Source organism: Superficieibacter sp. 1612_C1 (genome assembly GCF_015234305.1).
Classification (GTDB): Bacteria; Pseudomonadota; Gammaproteobacteria; order Enterobacterales; family Enterobacteriaceae; genus Superficieibacter.
Map to the genome: position 1 here is coordinate 382,466 of NZ_JADGMI010000005.1, position 14,493 is coordinate 396,958.

General features: G+C 53.2%; 17 protein-coding genes. 12 read left to right on the forward strand and 5 right to left on the reverse strand.

Going from position 1 to position 14,493, the window contains the following annotated elements; genetic code table 11:
* Nucleotides 1–44 precede the first annotated feature (44 nt).
* Nucleotides 45–1,244: a YjgN family protein gene (locus INT84_RS18635; RefSeq protein ID WP_194207987.1), complete on the reverse strand. Its 1,200-nt coding sequence runs from the start codon at nucleotides 1,242–1,244 to the stop codon at nucleotides 45–47.
* Nucleotides 1,245–1,438: 194 nt separating this feature from the next.
* On the opposite strand from INT84_RS18635, the gene INT84_RS18640 reads away from it, so the two are divergent.
* Nucleotides 1,439–1,936, forward strand: coding sequence for a GNAT family N-acetyltransferase (locus tag INT84_RS18640; RefSeq protein ID WP_194207988.1), 498 nt, complete (start codon nucleotides 1,439–1,441; stop codon nucleotides 1,934–1,936).
* Between the two features lie 113 nt (nucleotides 1,937–2,049).
* Here INT84_RS18640 and INT84_RS18645 read toward each other — a convergent pair whose 3' ends face one another.
* From INT84_RS18645 to rraB, 3 genes are read right to left on the reverse strand one after another with little or no spacing between them, the layout of a single operon-like run.
* Entirely contained in the window at nucleotides 2,050–2,772 is a 723-nt protein-coding gene (locus INT84_RS18645) for a topoisomerase II (protein WP_194207989.1), read from the reverse strand.
* A gap of 16 nt (nucleotides 2,773–2,788) precedes the next feature.
* Nucleotides 2,789–3,547: a tRNA isopentenyl-2-thiomethyl-A-37 hydroxylase MiaE gene (gene miaE / locus INT84_RS18650; protein WP_194207990.1), complete on the reverse strand. Its 759-nt coding sequence runs from the start codon at nucleotides 3,545–3,547 to the stop codon at nucleotides 2,789–2,791.
* 50 nt (nucleotides 3,548–3,597) lie between these two features.
* The gene (gene rraB / locus INT84_RS18655; protein WP_176919512.1) at nucleotides 3,598–4,011 is read right to left on the reverse strand and encodes a ribonuclease E inhibitor RraB; all 414 of its coding nucleotides are present in this window, start codon (nucleotides 4,009–4,011) and stop codon (nucleotides 3,598–3,600) included.
* Nucleotides 4,012–4,175: 164 nt separating this feature from the next.
* Here rraB and argF (INT84_RS18660) point away from each other — a divergent pair, with 164 nt between their 5' ends.
* On the forward strand, nucleotides 4,176–5,180 hold the full coding sequence (argF, locus tag INT84_RS18660; RefSeq protein ID WP_194207991.1) for an ornithine carbamoyltransferase: 1,005 nt from the start codon (nucleotides 4,176–4,178) through the stop codon (nucleotides 5,178–5,180).
* A gap of 41 nt (nucleotides 5,181–5,221) precedes the next feature.
* Here argF (INT84_RS18660) and INT84_RS18665 read toward each other — a convergent pair whose 3' ends face one another.
* Nucleotides 5,222–5,674 (reverse strand): YhcH/YjgK/YiaL family protein, encoded by a 453-nt coding sequence (locus INT84_RS18665; protein WP_194207992.1) that lies wholly within the window; start codon nucleotides 5,672–5,674, stop codon nucleotides 5,222–5,224.
* 665 nt (nucleotides 5,675–6,339) lie between these two features.
* Between INT84_RS18665 and arcA the strand changes: the two genes are divergently transcribed.
* The 10 genes from arcA to INT84_RS24355 all read left to right on the forward strand — a co-directional run bounded on the left by arcA (nucleotide 6,340) and on the right by INT84_RS24355 (nucleotide 14,442).
* The gene (gene arcA / locus INT84_RS18670; protein ID WP_194207993.1) at nucleotides 6,340–7,560 is read left to right on the forward strand and encodes an arginine deiminase; all 1,221 of its coding nucleotides are present in this window, start codon (nucleotides 6,340–6,342) and stop codon (nucleotides 7,558–7,560) included.
* A gap of 10 nt (nucleotides 7,561–7,570) precedes the next feature.
* The gene (gene arcC / locus INT84_RS18675; protein ID WP_194207994.1) at nucleotides 7,571–8,506 is read left to right on the forward strand and encodes a carbamate kinase; all 936 of its coding nucleotides are present in this window, start codon (nucleotides 7,571–7,573) and stop codon (nucleotides 8,504–8,506) included.
* A 20-nt stretch (nucleotides 8,507–8,526) separates the two neighbouring features.
* Nucleotides 8,527–9,531 (forward strand): ornithine carbamoyltransferase, encoded by a 1,005-nt coding sequence (gene argF, locus INT84_RS18680; protein ID WP_194207995.1) that lies wholly within the window; start codon nucleotides 8,527–8,529, stop codon nucleotides 9,529–9,531.
* 46 nt (nucleotides 9,532–9,577) lie between these two features.
* Entirely contained in the window at nucleotides 9,578–10,981 is a 1,404-nt protein-coding gene (locus INT84_RS18685) for a YfcC family protein (protein ID WP_194207996.1), read from the forward strand.
* A 125-nt stretch (nucleotides 10,982–11,106) separates the two neighbouring features.
* The gene (locus tag INT84_RS18690) at nucleotides 11,107–11,586 is read left to right on the forward strand and encodes an arginine repressor (RefSeq protein WP_176919505.1); all 480 of its coding nucleotides are present in this window, start codon (nucleotides 11,107–11,109) and stop codon (nucleotides 11,584–11,586) included.
* 98 nt (nucleotides 11,587–11,684) lie between these two features.
* Nucleotides 11,685–11,822: a pyr operon leader peptide gene (gene pyrL, locus INT84_RS18695; protein WP_194207997.1), complete on the forward strand. Its 138-nt coding sequence runs from the start codon at nucleotides 11,685–11,687 to the stop codon at nucleotides 11,820–11,822.
* A 2-nt stretch (nucleotides 11,823–11,824) separates the two neighbouring features.
* The gene (pyrB, locus tag INT84_RS18700) at nucleotides 11,825–12,760 is read left to right on the forward strand and encodes an aspartate carbamoyltransferase (protein ID WP_194207998.1); all 936 of its coding nucleotides are present in this window, start codon (nucleotides 11,825–11,827) and stop codon (nucleotides 12,758–12,760) included.
* Nucleotides 12,761–12,770: 10 nt separating this feature from the next.
* On the forward strand, nucleotides 12,771–13,232 hold the full coding sequence (gene pyrI, locus INT84_RS18705) for an aspartate carbamoyltransferase regulatory subunit (protein WP_194207999.1): 462 nt from the start codon (nucleotides 12,771–12,773) through the stop codon (nucleotides 13,230–13,232).
* Nucleotides 13,233–13,543: 311 nt separating this feature from the next.
* Nucleotides 13,544–13,930, forward strand: coding sequence for a 2-iminobutanoate/2-iminopropanoate deaminase (ridA, locus tag INT84_RS18710; RefSeq protein WP_194208000.1), 387 nt, complete (start codon nucleotides 13,544–13,546; stop codon nucleotides 13,928–13,930).
* A gap of 59 nt (nucleotides 13,931–13,989) precedes the next feature.
* Nucleotides 13,990–14,442, forward strand: a complete 453-nt coding sequence (locus INT84_RS24355) for a transposase (RefSeq protein ID WP_194208001.1) — start codon at nucleotides 13,990–13,992, stop codon at nucleotides 14,440–14,442.
* The last annotated feature ends 51 nt before the right edge of the window (nucleotides 14,443–14,493 follow it).

Consider the following 14,493-nt stretch of genomic DNA (forward strand, 5'->3'; position numbering starts at 1 on the left):
CGACAACACGCTGAGGCCGGAACCTGTTCCGGCCTTTTTTATGATTACAGGAACGGCAAGGCGGGCATGACACCACGCGACACTTTCGCCAGGACGCCAGCATCGGCTTGCTGGTCATTATTCTCTAACGCCAGCGCGTCCAGATCGCCAATCACCTGCGTGTTTTGCGCCTGCCAGGAGATCATCCAGATTTTCAGCAAAGGATACGCCAGGCCGCCAGTAATGCCAGAAACCACCACTAATGCACACATCCGGTAAAGCATACCGGAGTAGTTCATTGTCGAGCGGAAACGAATACGCCCGCCGTCCAGTGAAAGTCGGCTCATGAAATGGTTACGCAGGGAGACCGTTAAATAACTGGTACTGATCGCAATACCAAAATAATAAACCACCTGCGCGATAATCCTCGTGCGCAGTCCCTCCATAATCTCGCTCATGTCCATTATGTCACTGGCTCCGTATAAGGAACCGCCCCGCATTTCATCCATAAACTGATCGAACATGATATACCCCGCCACGCCTATAAAGGGGATCAGAGTAACAAACGCCAGAATCGCGAATTTAATACAGTAGCCAGTATCTAATTTCACCTCGAAACGATGTATGCCAAAACTAATATTATTCCAGAGGAACGGCATTATCTTACTAAACAAGGTACCGTTAAAAATGCCAATCGCCACTATACATACCAGCGCCAGGACAACGCCTGATATAATCATTTCGCTCGCACTATCTGCCGGACACATCTTTGCAATGAGTAAAACGCACAGGCCCAGTACGATAGCCAATACGATCGGCAAGCCCACCATTACCCACCAGAACCGTTTCATCGAACAACTAAAGCCGAAACGTACGCCGTTCAGACTGGTCATCACCGCCTGATAGCGTAACCCTTTCACGACCATAAATGGCAACAGGACAAACAAGGCAATCACCAGGACAATGGCCAAAGCGGGAATACGCGCTACTATCGATACCAGAACGGCAATATAAATAACCATGAAAAACAGCAAACTTACGAAAATATTCCCACCCGTTACGCCATAAGAAAAACTCTGGCCGTTAACTTCCATATTAGAATAAATATAGCGGCGGCATTTCATCAGCGCCCACGGGGTATAAATACCCAGCGTAATAATGCACAATAAAACATTCACCAAACAAATAAGAAAATATTTTCCGCCATCGCCGCGAAAGACAAACGGATGGCACTGAGCATCCGTGCTATTTATAGCTTTGTTCATAAAACGTCCCTAAATTAACAAATCCATAACTAAGATAACTGTTTTTAAAACAGGCTAAGGCCTGTGGCAGTACAATACTCTCTTCCCGTCCTGTCTGACAAAAAAATTTGCCACTTTATAAGTCGCTTGCGCCGCATTAGAGAGAATGGTATTAAATAAATGCATAAGTATGATATGTGCAATTGGGTAATGTTATGAATGTAGTCAGCACGCTCGCGCTGCGCCGCCTGACGGCTCAGGATAACCCGGCTATTGCCGCCGTTATCCGTCAGGTTTCCGCCGAATACGGCCTCACGGCCGATAAAGGCTATACGGTAGCCGATCCGAATCTGGATGAACTGTATCAACTCTATAGTCAGCCGGGTCACGCCTATTGGGTGGTTGAGCAGAATGGTAAGGTCGTTGGTGGCGGCGGCATTGCGCCGCTGGCCTGTAGCGAGCCGGATATCTGTGAATTACAGAAGATGTATTTTCTGCCGTCGATTCGCGGTCAGGGACTGGCGAAAAAGCTGGCGCTGATGGCGCTGGATCATGCCCGTGAGCTGGGGTTTAAACGCTGCTATCTGGAAACTACCGCCTTTCTTAAAGAAGCGATAGGGCTATATGAACGGCTGGGCTTTAAACATATTGATGGCCCGCTGGGCTGCACCGGCCATGTGGATTGTGAAGTGCGGATGCTTAAAGATCTTTAAATAACATTTATTCTCTTTTTACAGGATATAAATGTCTGAAGCGCTATTTTGGCATCTATAAAAGAGAATAAAGAACTGCGGGCCTGAAATGATTTCACACAGGCCCGTCGGAATTAATTCGATGAATCAATCGCAAAACGAATCACGCCCGCCGCTTTATCCTGCGGTAACGTCAGGACGCTATTCCACAGATCCTGCACGATATTACAGGTGATTTTCTCTTTGCCAACACCACTGGCCGGATTGGACATAATCGACAAATCCTGCCCATATTTTTTACTCATCTGCTGCGCAACAGGCTGGATATCCTGCTGCGCATGTTCCCGCTCCTGCGGCGTCACGGTATGCTTGTTCGGCCCCATAGCGGCACGCATCATGGCGGCGTCAATCTCCATGCGGCGATTGAACATCTCCTGCGACAGAATGCGCATCGGGTTAATTCCCCCTTTCACATCCGGGAACAGAAAACGGTAGCAGTCATCATCGCTGACTTTCTGCACGGCGGCGGTCTGCTCCATATTGATTTTCATGTAAGCCACTACATTTTCATCCGGCGCAGTTTGCAGACGCTGCATTTGCAGGTTCAACACCTGCGGCTGGATCGCATCAACGATCTGCTGCTCGGTTTTACCCTCTTTTTGCATGGTCAACGCGCGGGTACGAATAGACTCCCAAAGCTGCGGCTCCTGCTCTTTCAATACCTGATAAGTCGGCATGGTACTGACAATCGCGTCGAATTGTTCATCGTCCGTTTTAGCCGGGGAGCGGTGGGCGATCCAGGCAAAAGCCATAAACGAGATGATGCCTGCCAGCACTGCAGTTGACCATTTTTTCATGTGATGTCCTGTGTTGTCAGACCGGAACCCCGCTATGAAAACGGAACTCATTGTCCTCTGTCGTAATAAGCGCCGCCTCGATGTGCCCGAAATGCCGCACGCGTGGCGTGATGTCATCACCGGCAATCTGCTGCGCCAGCGCGAGATAATCCTGATAATGACGCGCTTCTGAGCGTAGCAGGGAGAGGTAGAACTTTTGCAGATCCTCATCCAGATACGGCGCAAGCGCGGCAAAGCGTTCGCAGGAGCGGGCTTCGATATACGCACCGCAAATCAGCTTGTCGATCAGCGTCAGCGGCTCGTGGGTGCGCACCTCTTTCAGCATGCCTTTAGCATAGCGGCTGGCGGTGATTTTGACGTAAGGAATACTACGCACCGCCATCGCCTCGCGCACCTGCCAGAAATGGTGTAATTCTTCTTTGATTAACAGCAGCATGCTGTCGATCAGCTGGCGTCCCCACGGATCGTCGGTACGGGGCATCACGCTTTTACCAATTTGCTTATGCAGCGCCAGGAAGTCAGGCTCTGGCCCTTCGCGGAAAGTAAAGGCTTCATAAGGTTGCAGCCACGCCAGCAGCACATCGCCGCCCTCTTTATCGGCAACATACTTACGCACCAGCAGCATCGCGGTTTGCGCGGCTTTCAGTTCGCAGACCATATGGTCGGTGAGTAACAGCGGGAGGTTTGCCGGATCGCGGGCTTTATCGATCCACGCCTGAGGCGTCGGGCAGTGCAGGAATTGGGTAACGGGAGAGAGTAAGTGCTGGTAATTCATGAACGGTCCTGAGCGTGCGGCAGCCGAGGCTGCCGCACCGGGTCGGTAACTTAGTGACGCACGCCGTCGTCATCTTCGTCGATGTCATCCTCGTCGCCGTCTTCGGCGTCGGGATCTTCGAAGTAGGTGCCCCAGCCGTCATATTCGACGTTGAATTTTTCAGCCAGCGTCATCAGCTGTTCCACCTGCGCGTCGATCAGATCGGCATTCAGCGCGCATTCGCTGAGGATGTCGCAACAGATGACTGTATCGCCCTCTTCCACTTCCAGCTCTTCCGGCTCGGTCACTTCGTAACCCAGTTTGAAGGCTTCTACCGCAAATTTCTCCAGCGTATCGAAGTCGTCAGCGGAAAGATGATGTTCAATGGTGTACAGGGCATCAGGATCGCTGCCGTCTTCAATTAATTCTTCAATGGTCAAGCGCGTCTCTTCGCGCTGCTCTTCCAGGTATTCCGGGTTTGCCATGGCGAGTTCCTCATAAATTGCCGCAGTTACTTCTATTGTCACACACCGCTGACATTGCCTCCAGTCCATCCAGCAAAGATTTATGCACAGGGCTTGCAATTGAATATTCATACAGATAAATTGAATTTTAATGCAACTAGTGACCTACGTCATGAGAGGGAAATATGTCGTCGTTCTACCAGAAACACTTTTTAAAGTTACTTGATTTCACCCCTGCGGAAATCAACACCCTGCTGCAACTCGCCGCCAGACTGAAGGCGGACAAAAAACAGGGCCAGGAAGTGCCGCAGCTTAGCGGTAAAAACATCGCGCTCATCTTCGAAAAAGACTCCACCCGTACACGATGCTCTTTCGAAGTTGCCGCATACGACCAGGGCGCGCGCGTCACGTATCTTGGCCCCAGCGGCAGCCAGATTGGTCATAAAGAATCGATCAAAGATACCGCCCGCGTGCTGGGCCGGATGTATGACGGCATTCAGTACCGCGGCCACGGGCAGGAGGTGGTCGAAACGCTGGCGGAGTTTGCCGGGGTGCCGGTGTGGAACGGGCTGACCAATGAGTTTCACCCGACGCAGCTGCTGGCCGATCTGCTGACCATGCAGGAGCATCTGCCGGGTAAAAAATTTAATGAGATGACGCTGGTCTATGCAGGCGATGCACGCAATAACATGGGCAATACCATGCTGGAAGCCGCAGCGCTTACCGGGCTTGATTTGCGTCTGGTGGCCCCAAAAGCCTGCTGGCCGGAAGAGCGCCTGGTTGCCGAGTGCAAGGCGCTGGCGGCGCAGACCGGCGGTAAAATCACCCTGACGGAGGATGTCGCGGCGGGCGTGAAGGGCGCGGACTTTATCTATACCGACGTCTGGGTATCGATGGGGGAAGCCAAAGAGAAGTGGGCCGAGCGTATCGCCCTGCTGCGTGATTATCAGGTGAACAGCAATATGATGCAGTTAACCGGCAACCCGCAGGTGAAGTTTCTGCACTGTCTCCCCGCGTTCCACGATGATCAAACCCTTCTCGGTAAGCAGATGGTCGCAGAGTATGGTCTGCAAGGCGGCATGGAAGTGACGGATGAGGTGTTTGAGTCTGCCGCCAGCATTGTGTTCGATCAGGCGGAAAACCGGATGCACACCATTAAGGCAGTGATGGTGGCGACACTGGCGAAATAGACGCTGTAGCGCTGCGATCGTTCGCAGCGCTAATTCCCGCCTCATTCCACCAGCAGTTTCACCACCACTTTACGCCCCTGCGCTGGCGTACCGACCGCGCAAAGCGGCTTGTGGACTTCGCCCGGATAGAACACCACAAAATCCCCTTCGCTCAGCACTACCGTTTTCTCCTGCTCGCCCTCCGGTAAGAAGGCGATGTCTTTATCCGCCAGCCAGTCCGTGTCCGGTGTACCCGCCGGGAGCGTACTGAAGGTCATTCCTTCCTGGCCTTTCAGAATGATTTGGATGTCGAGATAACGGGCATGGTATTCCGCGCGACGCTTTTCGAAAGGCTCGGTCATATCTTCAGAAAGAATATAGAACAGGCGGCTGCCGTCGATCTCATATTTGCCGGTTGCGGTAGCATCGGTGACGTGCGCTTTAACATGTTCAATAGCCTGACGCAGTTCCGTCGGTAGCCAGCTTTGCAGATGGTGAATGTTGCCAACAATCATGATAACCCCTCTTAATTAAAACGATGTTTCATTTCCTCCGTTATACGATCAATCAAACCAGCCCGCCACCCGTTTCTGTCGAAGACTTGCGATAGCGCATGTTTATCGGATAAGAGATTAATCAGCTGTGATCGCGCTTCGCTTTTTATGCACTAATTATGCATACTCTGAAAAATGTAAATACAGAATCCACACTTAATTGATTGAAAAATAAGTATTTATAATAAAAACAATTGATCCATCACACTTTAGATGCCAGGATTTTTGCAGCAATAAGGCATAATTATTTACTGATTTAGCTTAGGGGCTAAATAATATCGTGGTATTTCTGCATAACGATAAAAGACAACTTATTAAGTTGCTTCTTTTCAATCACTTACAATATTAAGATATATTTAACGGAACAACATATTATTAACAAACAAGAATAATCCAGGCCATTAAAGCGTATTCATTCATTCTCTGTGGTAATTTAAATAACGAATTCCTGACAACCGTCATAAATAATAAACAATTCTTTCAACAGCTATTATCGCGTGACCTGCATCACATTTTCCGCCTTTAAAAAACCTATTATCCATCACGACATTAATTGCTACCGGCAAACGCGAAATACATTTTAGCCGACCTCTCTTTTTATTTATAAAAAGCATCAAGGAATAATTATGGAAAAAAATTATGTCGGTTCCGAGGTGGGAACATTGCGAAGCGTGATGCTTCATCGACCTAATCTGAGCCTGAAAAGATTAACCCCGTCAAATTGCCAGGAATTGCTGTTTGATGATGTCTTATCCGTTGAACGGGCGGGAGCCGAGCATGACATTTTTGCCAGCACCCTGCGCGATCAGGGCGTGGAAGTGCTGTTATTAACCGATCTTCTGGCGCAAACGCTTGATATTCCTGAAGCGAAAGAGTGGCTGCTGACCACTCAGGTGTCGGATTATCGCCTCGGGCCGGGCTTTGCTTCCGACGTTCGCAGCTGGCTGGCGGATATGCAGCACCGGCAACTGGCGCGTCATTTAAGCGGCGGTCTGACCTACGGAGAAATTCCTTCATTTATAAAAAATATTGTAGTGGATACCCACGACGCGAATGATTTTATTATGAAGCCGTTGCCTAATCATTTATTTACCCGCGATACGTCATGCTGGATTTATAACGGTGTGTCGATTAATCCCATGGCAAAACCGGCACGTCAGCGGGAAACCAACAATTTGCGGGCTATTTATCGCTGGCATCCGGCATTTGCCAACGGCGATTTTATAAAATATTTCGGCGACGAGAATATTAATTACGATCACGCCACCCTCGAAGGGGGCGATGTATTAGTCATTGGACGCGGGGCTGTCCTGATTGGTCTCTCCGAACGGACGACCCCGCAGGGCGTGGAATTCCTTGCCACCGCCTTATTTAAACACCGCCAGGCCGAACGCGTGGTGGTGGTCGAACTGCCCAAACATCGCTCCTGTATGCATCTCGATACGGTGATGACCCACATCGATGTTGACACCTTCTCCGTTTACCCCGAAGTGGTTCGCAAAGAATCCCAGTGCTGGACCCTGACGCCGGACGGACGAGGCGGGCTGGATCGCGTTCAGGAAACCAGCCTGCTGCACGCCATCGAAAAAGCGCTGGGTATTGATCAGGTGCAGCTGATCACCACCGGCGGCGATGCCTTCGAAGCCGAGCGCGAACAGTGGAACGACGCCAATAACGTGCTGACCCTGCGCCCTGGCGTGGTGGTGGGCTACGAGCGCAACGTCTGGACCAACGAAAAATATGACAAAGCCGGTATCACCGTGCTGCCGATCCCCGGCGACGAACTGGGTCGCGGACGCGGCGGCGCACGCTGCATGAGCTGCCCACTGCAACGCGATGGCATTTAAGGAGCCTGTGATGGACATGAAACCCACTCTGGTCGTCGCGCTCGGCGGCAACGCGCTGTTAAAACGCGGCGAGCCGCTGGAAGCGGATATTCAGCGTAAAAATATCGATCTGGCGGCGGCGACAATTGCCAGCCTGACCCGGCAATGGCGCGTGGTGCTGGTGCATGGCAACGGGCCGCAGGTGGGCCTGCTGGCGTTACAGAACAGCGCCTGCGATGCCGTTACGCCTTATCCGCTCGACATTCTCGGCGCGGAAAGTCAGGGGATGATTGGCTATATGCTTCAGCAGTCGCTTAAAAATCAACTTCCTGAACGCCATATCAGCGTGCTGCTCACACAGGTCGAAGTCGATGCCGACGATCCGGCCTTCAGCAACCCGACCAAATACATTGGTCCGGTGTATGACCAGATGCAGGCCGACGCGCTCAGCCAGGAGAAAGGCTGGACGTTTAAGGCCGATGGCCGCTGGTTTCGCCGCGTCGTGCCCTCACCTCTCCCCGCTCACATTGTGGAAAGCGATGCCATTCAGGCGCTGCTCGAACGCGATCACCTGGTGATCTGCAACGGCGGCGGCGGCGTTCCGGTGGTGCAAAAAGCCGACGGCTACCACGGCGTTGAAGCGGTGATCGACAAAGATCTCTCTGCCGCGCTGCTGGCCCGCCAGCTTCATGCCGACGCGCTGCTTATCCTGACCGATGCAGATGCGGTGTACCTCGACTGGGGCACGCCGGGGCAGCGCCCCTTGATTCAGGCGACGCCGGAGTTGCTCAGAAATATGCAGTTCGATGCCGGGTCAATGGGGCCAAAAATCGCGGCCTGCTGCCGCTACGTTGAAGCCTGCCACGGGCGCGCCGGGATCGGCGCGCTGGCAGATGGCCCAGCCATTTTGTCCGGGGATAAAGGCACGTTGATTCGCATGGAAAACATGACGTCTGCTGCCCTGTAATTTAAAAAAAGGAATGAATCATGGCTATCTCTCTAAAAAACCGCAATTTTCTCAAACTGCTGGACTATACCCCGGCAGAAATACAGTACCTGATCGATCTGGCCATTGAACTGAAAGCCGCCAAAAAAGCGGGGCGCGAAAAGCCGATGCTGAAAGGCAAAAATATCGCGCTGATTTTTGAAAAAACCTCCACCCGTACCCGCTGCGCCTTTGAAGTCGGGGCCTTCGATCAGGGCGCTCAGGTCACCTACCTCGGCCCCAGCGGCTCGCAAATCGGTCATAAAGAGTCGATGAAAGATACCGCGCGGGTGCTGGGACGGATGTACGACGGTATTGAGTACCGCGGCTTTGGTCAGCAAATTGTTGAGGAGCTGGGCGCTTATGCCGGCGTGCCGGTGTGGAACGGACTGACGGACGAATTTCACCCGACGCAAATTCTCGCCGATCTGATGACCATGCTGGAGCATGCGCCGGGCAAATCGCTGGCGGAACTGCGCTTTGCCTATCTGGGCGATGCGCGCAATAACATGGGCAACTCCCTGATGGTCGGCGCGGCGAAAATGGGGATGGACATCCGCCTGGTGGCCCCGACATCCTTCTGGCCCGACGAGGCACTGGTCGCACAGTGTCAGACCATCGCCCGGGAAACCGGCGCACGCATCACCCTCACCGAGGACGTTGAAGAAGGCGTCCACGGCGTCGATTTCCTCTACACCGATGTATGGGTATCAATGGGCGAGCCGAAAGAAGCGTGGGCGGAACGCGTCAGCCTGATGAAACCCTACCAGATTAATCAGCAGGTGCTGGACGCTACCGGCAATGCGCAGGTGAAATTTATGCACTGCCTTCCCGCCTTCCATAACGAACACACTAAAACCGGTCGTGAAATCGAAATGGCTTACGGCATGAAAGGGCTGGAGGTCACGGAAGAGGTGTTCGAGTCGCCGCACTCCATCGTCTTTGATGAAGCGGAAAACCGTATGCATACCATCAAAGCGGTGATGGTGGCGACACTCGGCGAGTAATCACGCTCCGGCCTGCTGACTGGCAGGCCGGGACAGGGAACCTATCATGAGTAAATTCAAATTCCCCTCGGCTTACACGATTTTGTTTATTCTTATCGCCCTGGTCGCCGTGCTGACGTGGCTGATCCCGGCCGGGCAATATCATATGGCGATGAACGACGCGCTGGGCAAAGCGGTGCCGGTAGCCGGCACCTACGCGCACGTGGCGGCCCATCCGCAAGGCATTATCGCGGTAGTGATGGCCCCGATTAGCGGACTGTACGATCCCGAAACTGGTCAGGCGGGTGCCATCGACGTGGCGCTGTTTATTTTGATCATCGGTGGCTTCCTCGGCATTGTGACCAGAACCGGAGCCATCGATGCCGGGATCGAGTGCGTTACCCTGCGTCTGCGCGGACGCGAAGAGTGGATGATCCCCATCCTGATGGCCCTGTTTGCCGCCGGCGGTACCATTTACGGGATGGCAGAAGAGTCGCTGCCTTTTTATACTCTGCTGGTGCCGGTCATGCTGGCGGCACGGTTTGACCCGGTGGTTGCCGCCTCGACGATCCTGCTCGGCGCGGGGATTGGCACGCTGGGCTCCACTATCAATCCTTTTGCAACGGTCATTGCCGCTAACGCTGCCGGAATTCCTTTTACCGACGGGATCGGGATGCGCGCGGTGTTGCTGGTGGCAGGCTGGATCATTTGCGTGGTCTGGGTGATGCGCTATGCCCGTCAGGTCCGGCTCGACCCTTCCCGTTCTATCGTCGCCGATAAACAAGAAGAAAACCGGGCGCATTTTCTCGGGGAAAAAACGCAGGACTCGCTGGCATTTACGCCAGTGCGTAAGCTGATCCTGGTGATTTTTGCCCTCGCGTTCGCCGTGATGATTTATGGCGTGGCGGTGCAGGGATGGTGGATGGCGGAAATTTCGGCGGTTTTTCTCGTCGCGGCGATTATCGTCGGTATCATTGCCCGAATGAGTGAAGAGGAACTGACCTCGACCTTTATCAACGGTGCACGGGAGTTGCTGGGCGTGGCGCTGATTATCGGTATCGCGCGCGGCATTGTGGTGATTATGGATAAAGGCATGATTACCCACACGATCCTGCACAGCGCGGAGGAGACCGTCAGCGGCCTTTCCAGCATGGCCTTTATCAACGTGATGTACTGGCTGGAGGTGGTACTTTCCTTCCTCGTGCCGTCGTCGTCGGGTCTTGCCGTGTTAACCATGCCCATTATGGCACCGCTGGCGGATTTTGCTGGCGTGCCGCGCGATCTGGTGGTCACCGCTTACCAGTCCGCCTCCGGGATTGTTAACCTGGTGACGCCAACTTCGGCAGTGGTAATGGGCGGACTGGCGATTGCCCGCGTTCCTTACGTACGTTATCTGAAGTGGGTTGCGCCGCTGCTCGTCATCCTGACGCTGGTTATTATGGCAACTTTAAGCATCGGGGCATTACTATAGGTACGGTGGCGCTGCACCTGAAGGACGCAGCGCCATTCATTCGAACTCAATGACATCATACGGTATCCCTTCGCATGCGGGAGAAGGGAGAGGCTGATAACAAACTGATATTACAGGATAAAAGAATGAAGGAATATGGTGAATACTCCCCCAAAGAACAGCTTCAGCTCACCGTGTGTCAGCGTTTGATTGCCGAAAAAAGCTACTTTTCGCAGGAAGAGATTCGCCGTGACTTACAGCTGCATGGCTTTGAAAATATTAGCCAGTCTTCAGTCTCGCGCCTGCTCACGCTGCTGGGGGTGATAAAAATTCGCAACGCCCGCGGGCAAAAAATTTATTCGCTGAACCCTAAACTACGCCCCGCGCCGGACGCGGCGCGATCGGTGGCGGAGATGGTGGTCAGCGTGGAGCACAACAGCGAATTTATTCTTATTCATACCGTGCCGGGCTATGGCCGGGCGGTGGCGCGGATCCTCGATCATCGCGCGCTGCCGGAGGTGTTGGGCATTGTGGCGAGCGGCAATATCGTCTGGGTCGCGCCGCGGGCGGTGAAGCGCACCGCGCTGGTCCACAAGCAGATTAATTACATACTAAATATGAATTAATATTCAATAGAACCGTTTGCGTTGAATAAAAACGCCATGAATCGCTTGATCCCGTTTTAGAGCTGAGTATAATCGCCGACAATTTGCCGGGAGGAAGCATGGTCCAGTGTCTACGACATACTGTCTTAGCGCACCTGAAACAGGGTGCAGGCCTGCCGTTTTTCTTTCCGTTGCTCAATACATTCTCAAAGCCCCTCATTGCAGGGGCTTTTTTTTGCCCAGGCGTCAGGAGATAAACATGGCTAATCCGTTATTTCAGAGACATATCATTTCCATAAACGATCTCAGCCGCGAGGAGCTTGAGCTGGTGCTGGTGACCGCGGCAAAGCTTAAGGCCAGCCCGCAGCCGGAACTTCTGAAGCATAAAGTGATCGCCAGCTGTTTCTTCGAAGCGTCGACGCGCACCCGTCTGTCGTTTGAAACATCGATGCATCGCCTGGGTGCCAGCGTGGTCGGTTTCTCAGACAGCGCCAACACTTCGCTTGGCAAAAAGGGAGAGACCCTGGCGGATACTATCTCCGTCATCAGCACTTATGTGGACGCCATTGTAATGCGTCACCCGCAGGAAGGCGCGGCGCGTCTGGCGACCGAATTCTCCGGCGCGGTGCCGGTACTGAACGCGGGCGACGGCGCGAACCAGCATCCAACGCAGACGCTGCTGGATCTCTTCACCATCCAGGAAACCCAGGGGCGGCTGGAGAATCTCACTATCGCGATGGTCGGCGATTTGAAATATGGCCGTACCGTGCACTCGCTGGCGCAGGCGCTGGCGAAATTTAGCGGCAACCGCTTCTGCTTTATCGCCCCGGACGCGCTGGCGATGCCGCAGTACATCCTGGATATGCTGGATGAGAAAGGGATCGCCTGGAGCGTGCATCACGCCATTGATGAGGTGGTGACTGAGGTCGATATTCTCTATATGACGCGCGTGCAGAAAGAGCGTCTGGACCCGTCGGAGTACGCCAACGTGAAAGCACAGTTTGTCCTGCGCGCCAGCGACCTTAACGGCGCGCGCGCGAATATGAAGGTGCTGCACCCGCTGCCGCGCATTGACGAAATCGCCACCGACGTCGATAAAACGCCGCACGCCTGGTATTTCCAGCAGGCCGGCAACGGAATTTTCGCCCGCCAGGCGCTGCTGGCACTGGTTCTGAATCAAGACTTAGCACTGTAAGGGGAAGACCATGACACACGATAATAAACTACAGGTTGAAGCCATTAAACGCGGCACCGTTATCGATCACATCCCTGCGCAGGTCGGCTTCCGGCTGCTGACGCTGTTTAAACTGACCGAGACCGAGCAGCGCGTGACGGTCGGCCTCAACCTGCCGTCTGGCGCGATGGGCCGTAAGGACATCATCAAGATTGAAAACACCTTTCTGACCGATGAGCAGGTTGACCAGCTGGCGCTGTATGCCCCGCTGGCAACGGTTAACCGTATTGACGATTATGAAGTGGTGGGTAAATCGCACCCTAACCTGCCCGAGCGGATTGATGCGGTGCTGACCTGCCCGAACAGCAACTGCATCAGCCATGCGGAGCCGGTGAAGTCCAGCTTCAGCGTTAAAAAGCGCGCGGACGATATTGCGCTGAAGTGTAAATACTGCGAGAAAGAGTTCTCGCATCAGGTGGTGCTGGCAAATTAATTTCATTCCCGGCACTGATTAAGATGTGGCGGGGATGGATGACAGACTACGCTGGCTATTGTGCCGGGCAATGCCGGGTGGCGGCTATGCCTTACCCGGCCTAAAAAACCCATCAAATGTAGGCCCGCGCAAGCGAAGCGCCGCCGGGCAGGTTGCCCCCCCGCGTCTGCGTCTGAGTTACACCGCATCCGCACTGCCCCCTATTACATTGGATAACACTTTACGTTACCCACTTTTTCGCCTGTGCCGGAAGAATGTTTGTATAATGGGGCCATCCTACATGAACACATTGAATAACTTCAGGAGAGAGTATGTCTAAAACTATTGCGACGGAAAATGCACCAGCAGCTATCGGCCCTTATGTTCAGGGCGTTGACCTTGGCAGCATGATCATTACGTCAGGCCAGATCCCGGTCGATCCAAAAACCGGCAGCGTGGCGGACGATGTTTCCGCTCAGGCGCGTCAGTCGCTGGAGAATGTGAAAGCCATCGTCGAAGCGGCGGGCCTGAAAGTCGGAGATATCGTGAAAACCACCGTTTTCGTGAAGGATCTGAATGACTTCGCTACCGTTAACGCGACTTACGAAGCATTTTTCACCGAGCATAACGCCTCTTTCCCGGCACGCTCCTGCGTGGAAGTGGCCCGTCTGCCGAAAGATGTGAAGATTGAGATTGAAGCCATCGCCTTGCGTCGTTAATCGCATGACGTGAAGGTGCTACGCCGGGCGCTTGTCCGCCCGGCCAGGGAGGGACGATAATGGCAAAAGCGCGCTTTACCGAGGAACAAATTGCTGATTTTCTGCAACAGTCTAAAAGCGGCGTCCCTGATAAAGTCTTGTGCGAAACCTATGGATTCAGCATCAGCACGCTCCGGCGCTGGCGGGAGTTGCACGCGGCGGAAGTACGCAGCGAGTTAAAAGAATTAGAATCAACTGCAACGATAGTCTATGTGGGTTTTATTGCTGCCGCCGTATTGCTCAGCGTCGCTTTTTCAAAAATAACTGGCGCACTGATTCTCCCCCTCTTACTGTGTTATTGCATTTATTATATTCGCCGCTTCCGTGAGATCTCTGCCCGGCATATCAAAGAAGAAAATACTTTTCTCGCTCGCACTGGAATTGGCGCAAATAATGCATTTTATAAGTTTTGCTGGGTATCCATTATTTTGTTAATCTTTACTATTGGATATGGCATCGCACAGCTGGGGTGAATCAAATCAGTCCGTTTGCGGGCAAAAAACGCCTTTTAAACAGAGGGGGAA

What these genes read in the sequence shown, in the direction of transcription:
- INT84_RS18685 (WP_194207996.1), top strand. Translation starts at nt 9,578, where the DNA reads ATGAGTAAATTCAAATTCCCCTCGGCTTACACGATTTTGTTTATTCTT.
- INT84_RS18635 (WP_194207987.1), bottom strand. Translation starts at nt 1,244, where the DNA reads ATGAACAAAGCTATAAATAGCACGGATGCTCAGTGCCATCCGTTTGTC.
- miaE (WP_194207990.1), bottom strand. Translation starts at nt 3,547, where the DNA reads ATGAATTACCAGCACTTACTCTCTCCCGTTACCCAATTCCTGCACTGC.
- argF (WP_194207991.1), top strand. Translation starts at nt 4,176, where the DNA reads ATGTCGTCGTTCTACCAGAAACACTTTTTAAAGTTACTTGATTTCACC.
- INT84_RS18690 (WP_176919505.1), top strand. Translation starts at nt 11,107, where the DNA reads ATGAAGGAATATGGTGAATACTCCCCCAAAGAACAGCTTCAGCTCACC.
- INT84_RS18645 (WP_194207989.1), bottom strand. Translation starts at nt 2,772, where the DNA reads ATGAAAAAATGGTCAACTGCAGTGCTGGCAGGCATCATCTCGTTTATG.
- ridA (WP_194208000.1), top strand. Translation starts at nt 13,544, where the DNA reads ATGTCTAAAACTATTGCGACGGAAAATGCACCAGCAGCTATCGGCCCT.
- pyrL (WP_194207997.1), top strand. Translation starts at nt 11,685, where the DNA reads ATGGTCCAGTGTCTACGACATACTGTCTTAGCGCACCTGAAACAGGGT.
- pyrI (WP_194207999.1), top strand. Translation starts at nt 12,771, where the DNA reads ATGACACACGATAATAAACTACAGGTTGAAGCCATTAAACGCGGCACC.
- pyrB (WP_194207998.1), top strand. Translation starts at nt 11,825, where the DNA reads ATGGCTAATCCGTTATTTCAGAGACATATCATTTCCATAAACGATCTC.
- INT84_RS18640 (WP_194207988.1), top strand. Translation starts at nt 1,439, where the DNA reads ATGAATGTAGTCAGCACGCTCGCGCTGCGCCGCCTGACGGCTCAGGAT.
- INT84_RS18665 (WP_194207992.1), bottom strand. Translation starts at nt 5,674, where the DNA reads ATGATTGTTGGCAACATTCACCATCTGCAAAGCTGGCTACCGACGGAA.
- rraB (WP_176919512.1), bottom strand. Translation starts at nt 4,011, where the DNA reads ATGGCAAACCCGGAATACCTGGAAGAGCAGCGCGAAGAGACGCGCTTG.
- argF (WP_194207995.1), top strand. Translation starts at nt 8,527, where the DNA reads ATGGCTATCTCTCTAAAAAACCGCAATTTTCTCAAACTGCTGGACTAT.
- arcC (WP_194207994.1), top strand. Translation starts at nt 7,571, where the DNA reads ATGGACATGAAACCCACTCTGGTCGTCGCGCTCGGCGGCAACGCGCTG.
- INT84_RS24355 (WP_194208001.1), top strand. Translation starts at nt 13,990, where the DNA reads ATGGCAAAAGCGCGCTTTACCGAGGAACAAATTGCTGATTTTCTGCAA.
- arcA (WP_194207993.1), top strand. Translation starts at nt 6,340, where the DNA reads ATGGAAAAAAATTATGTCGGTTCCGAGGTGGGAACATTGCGAAGCGTG.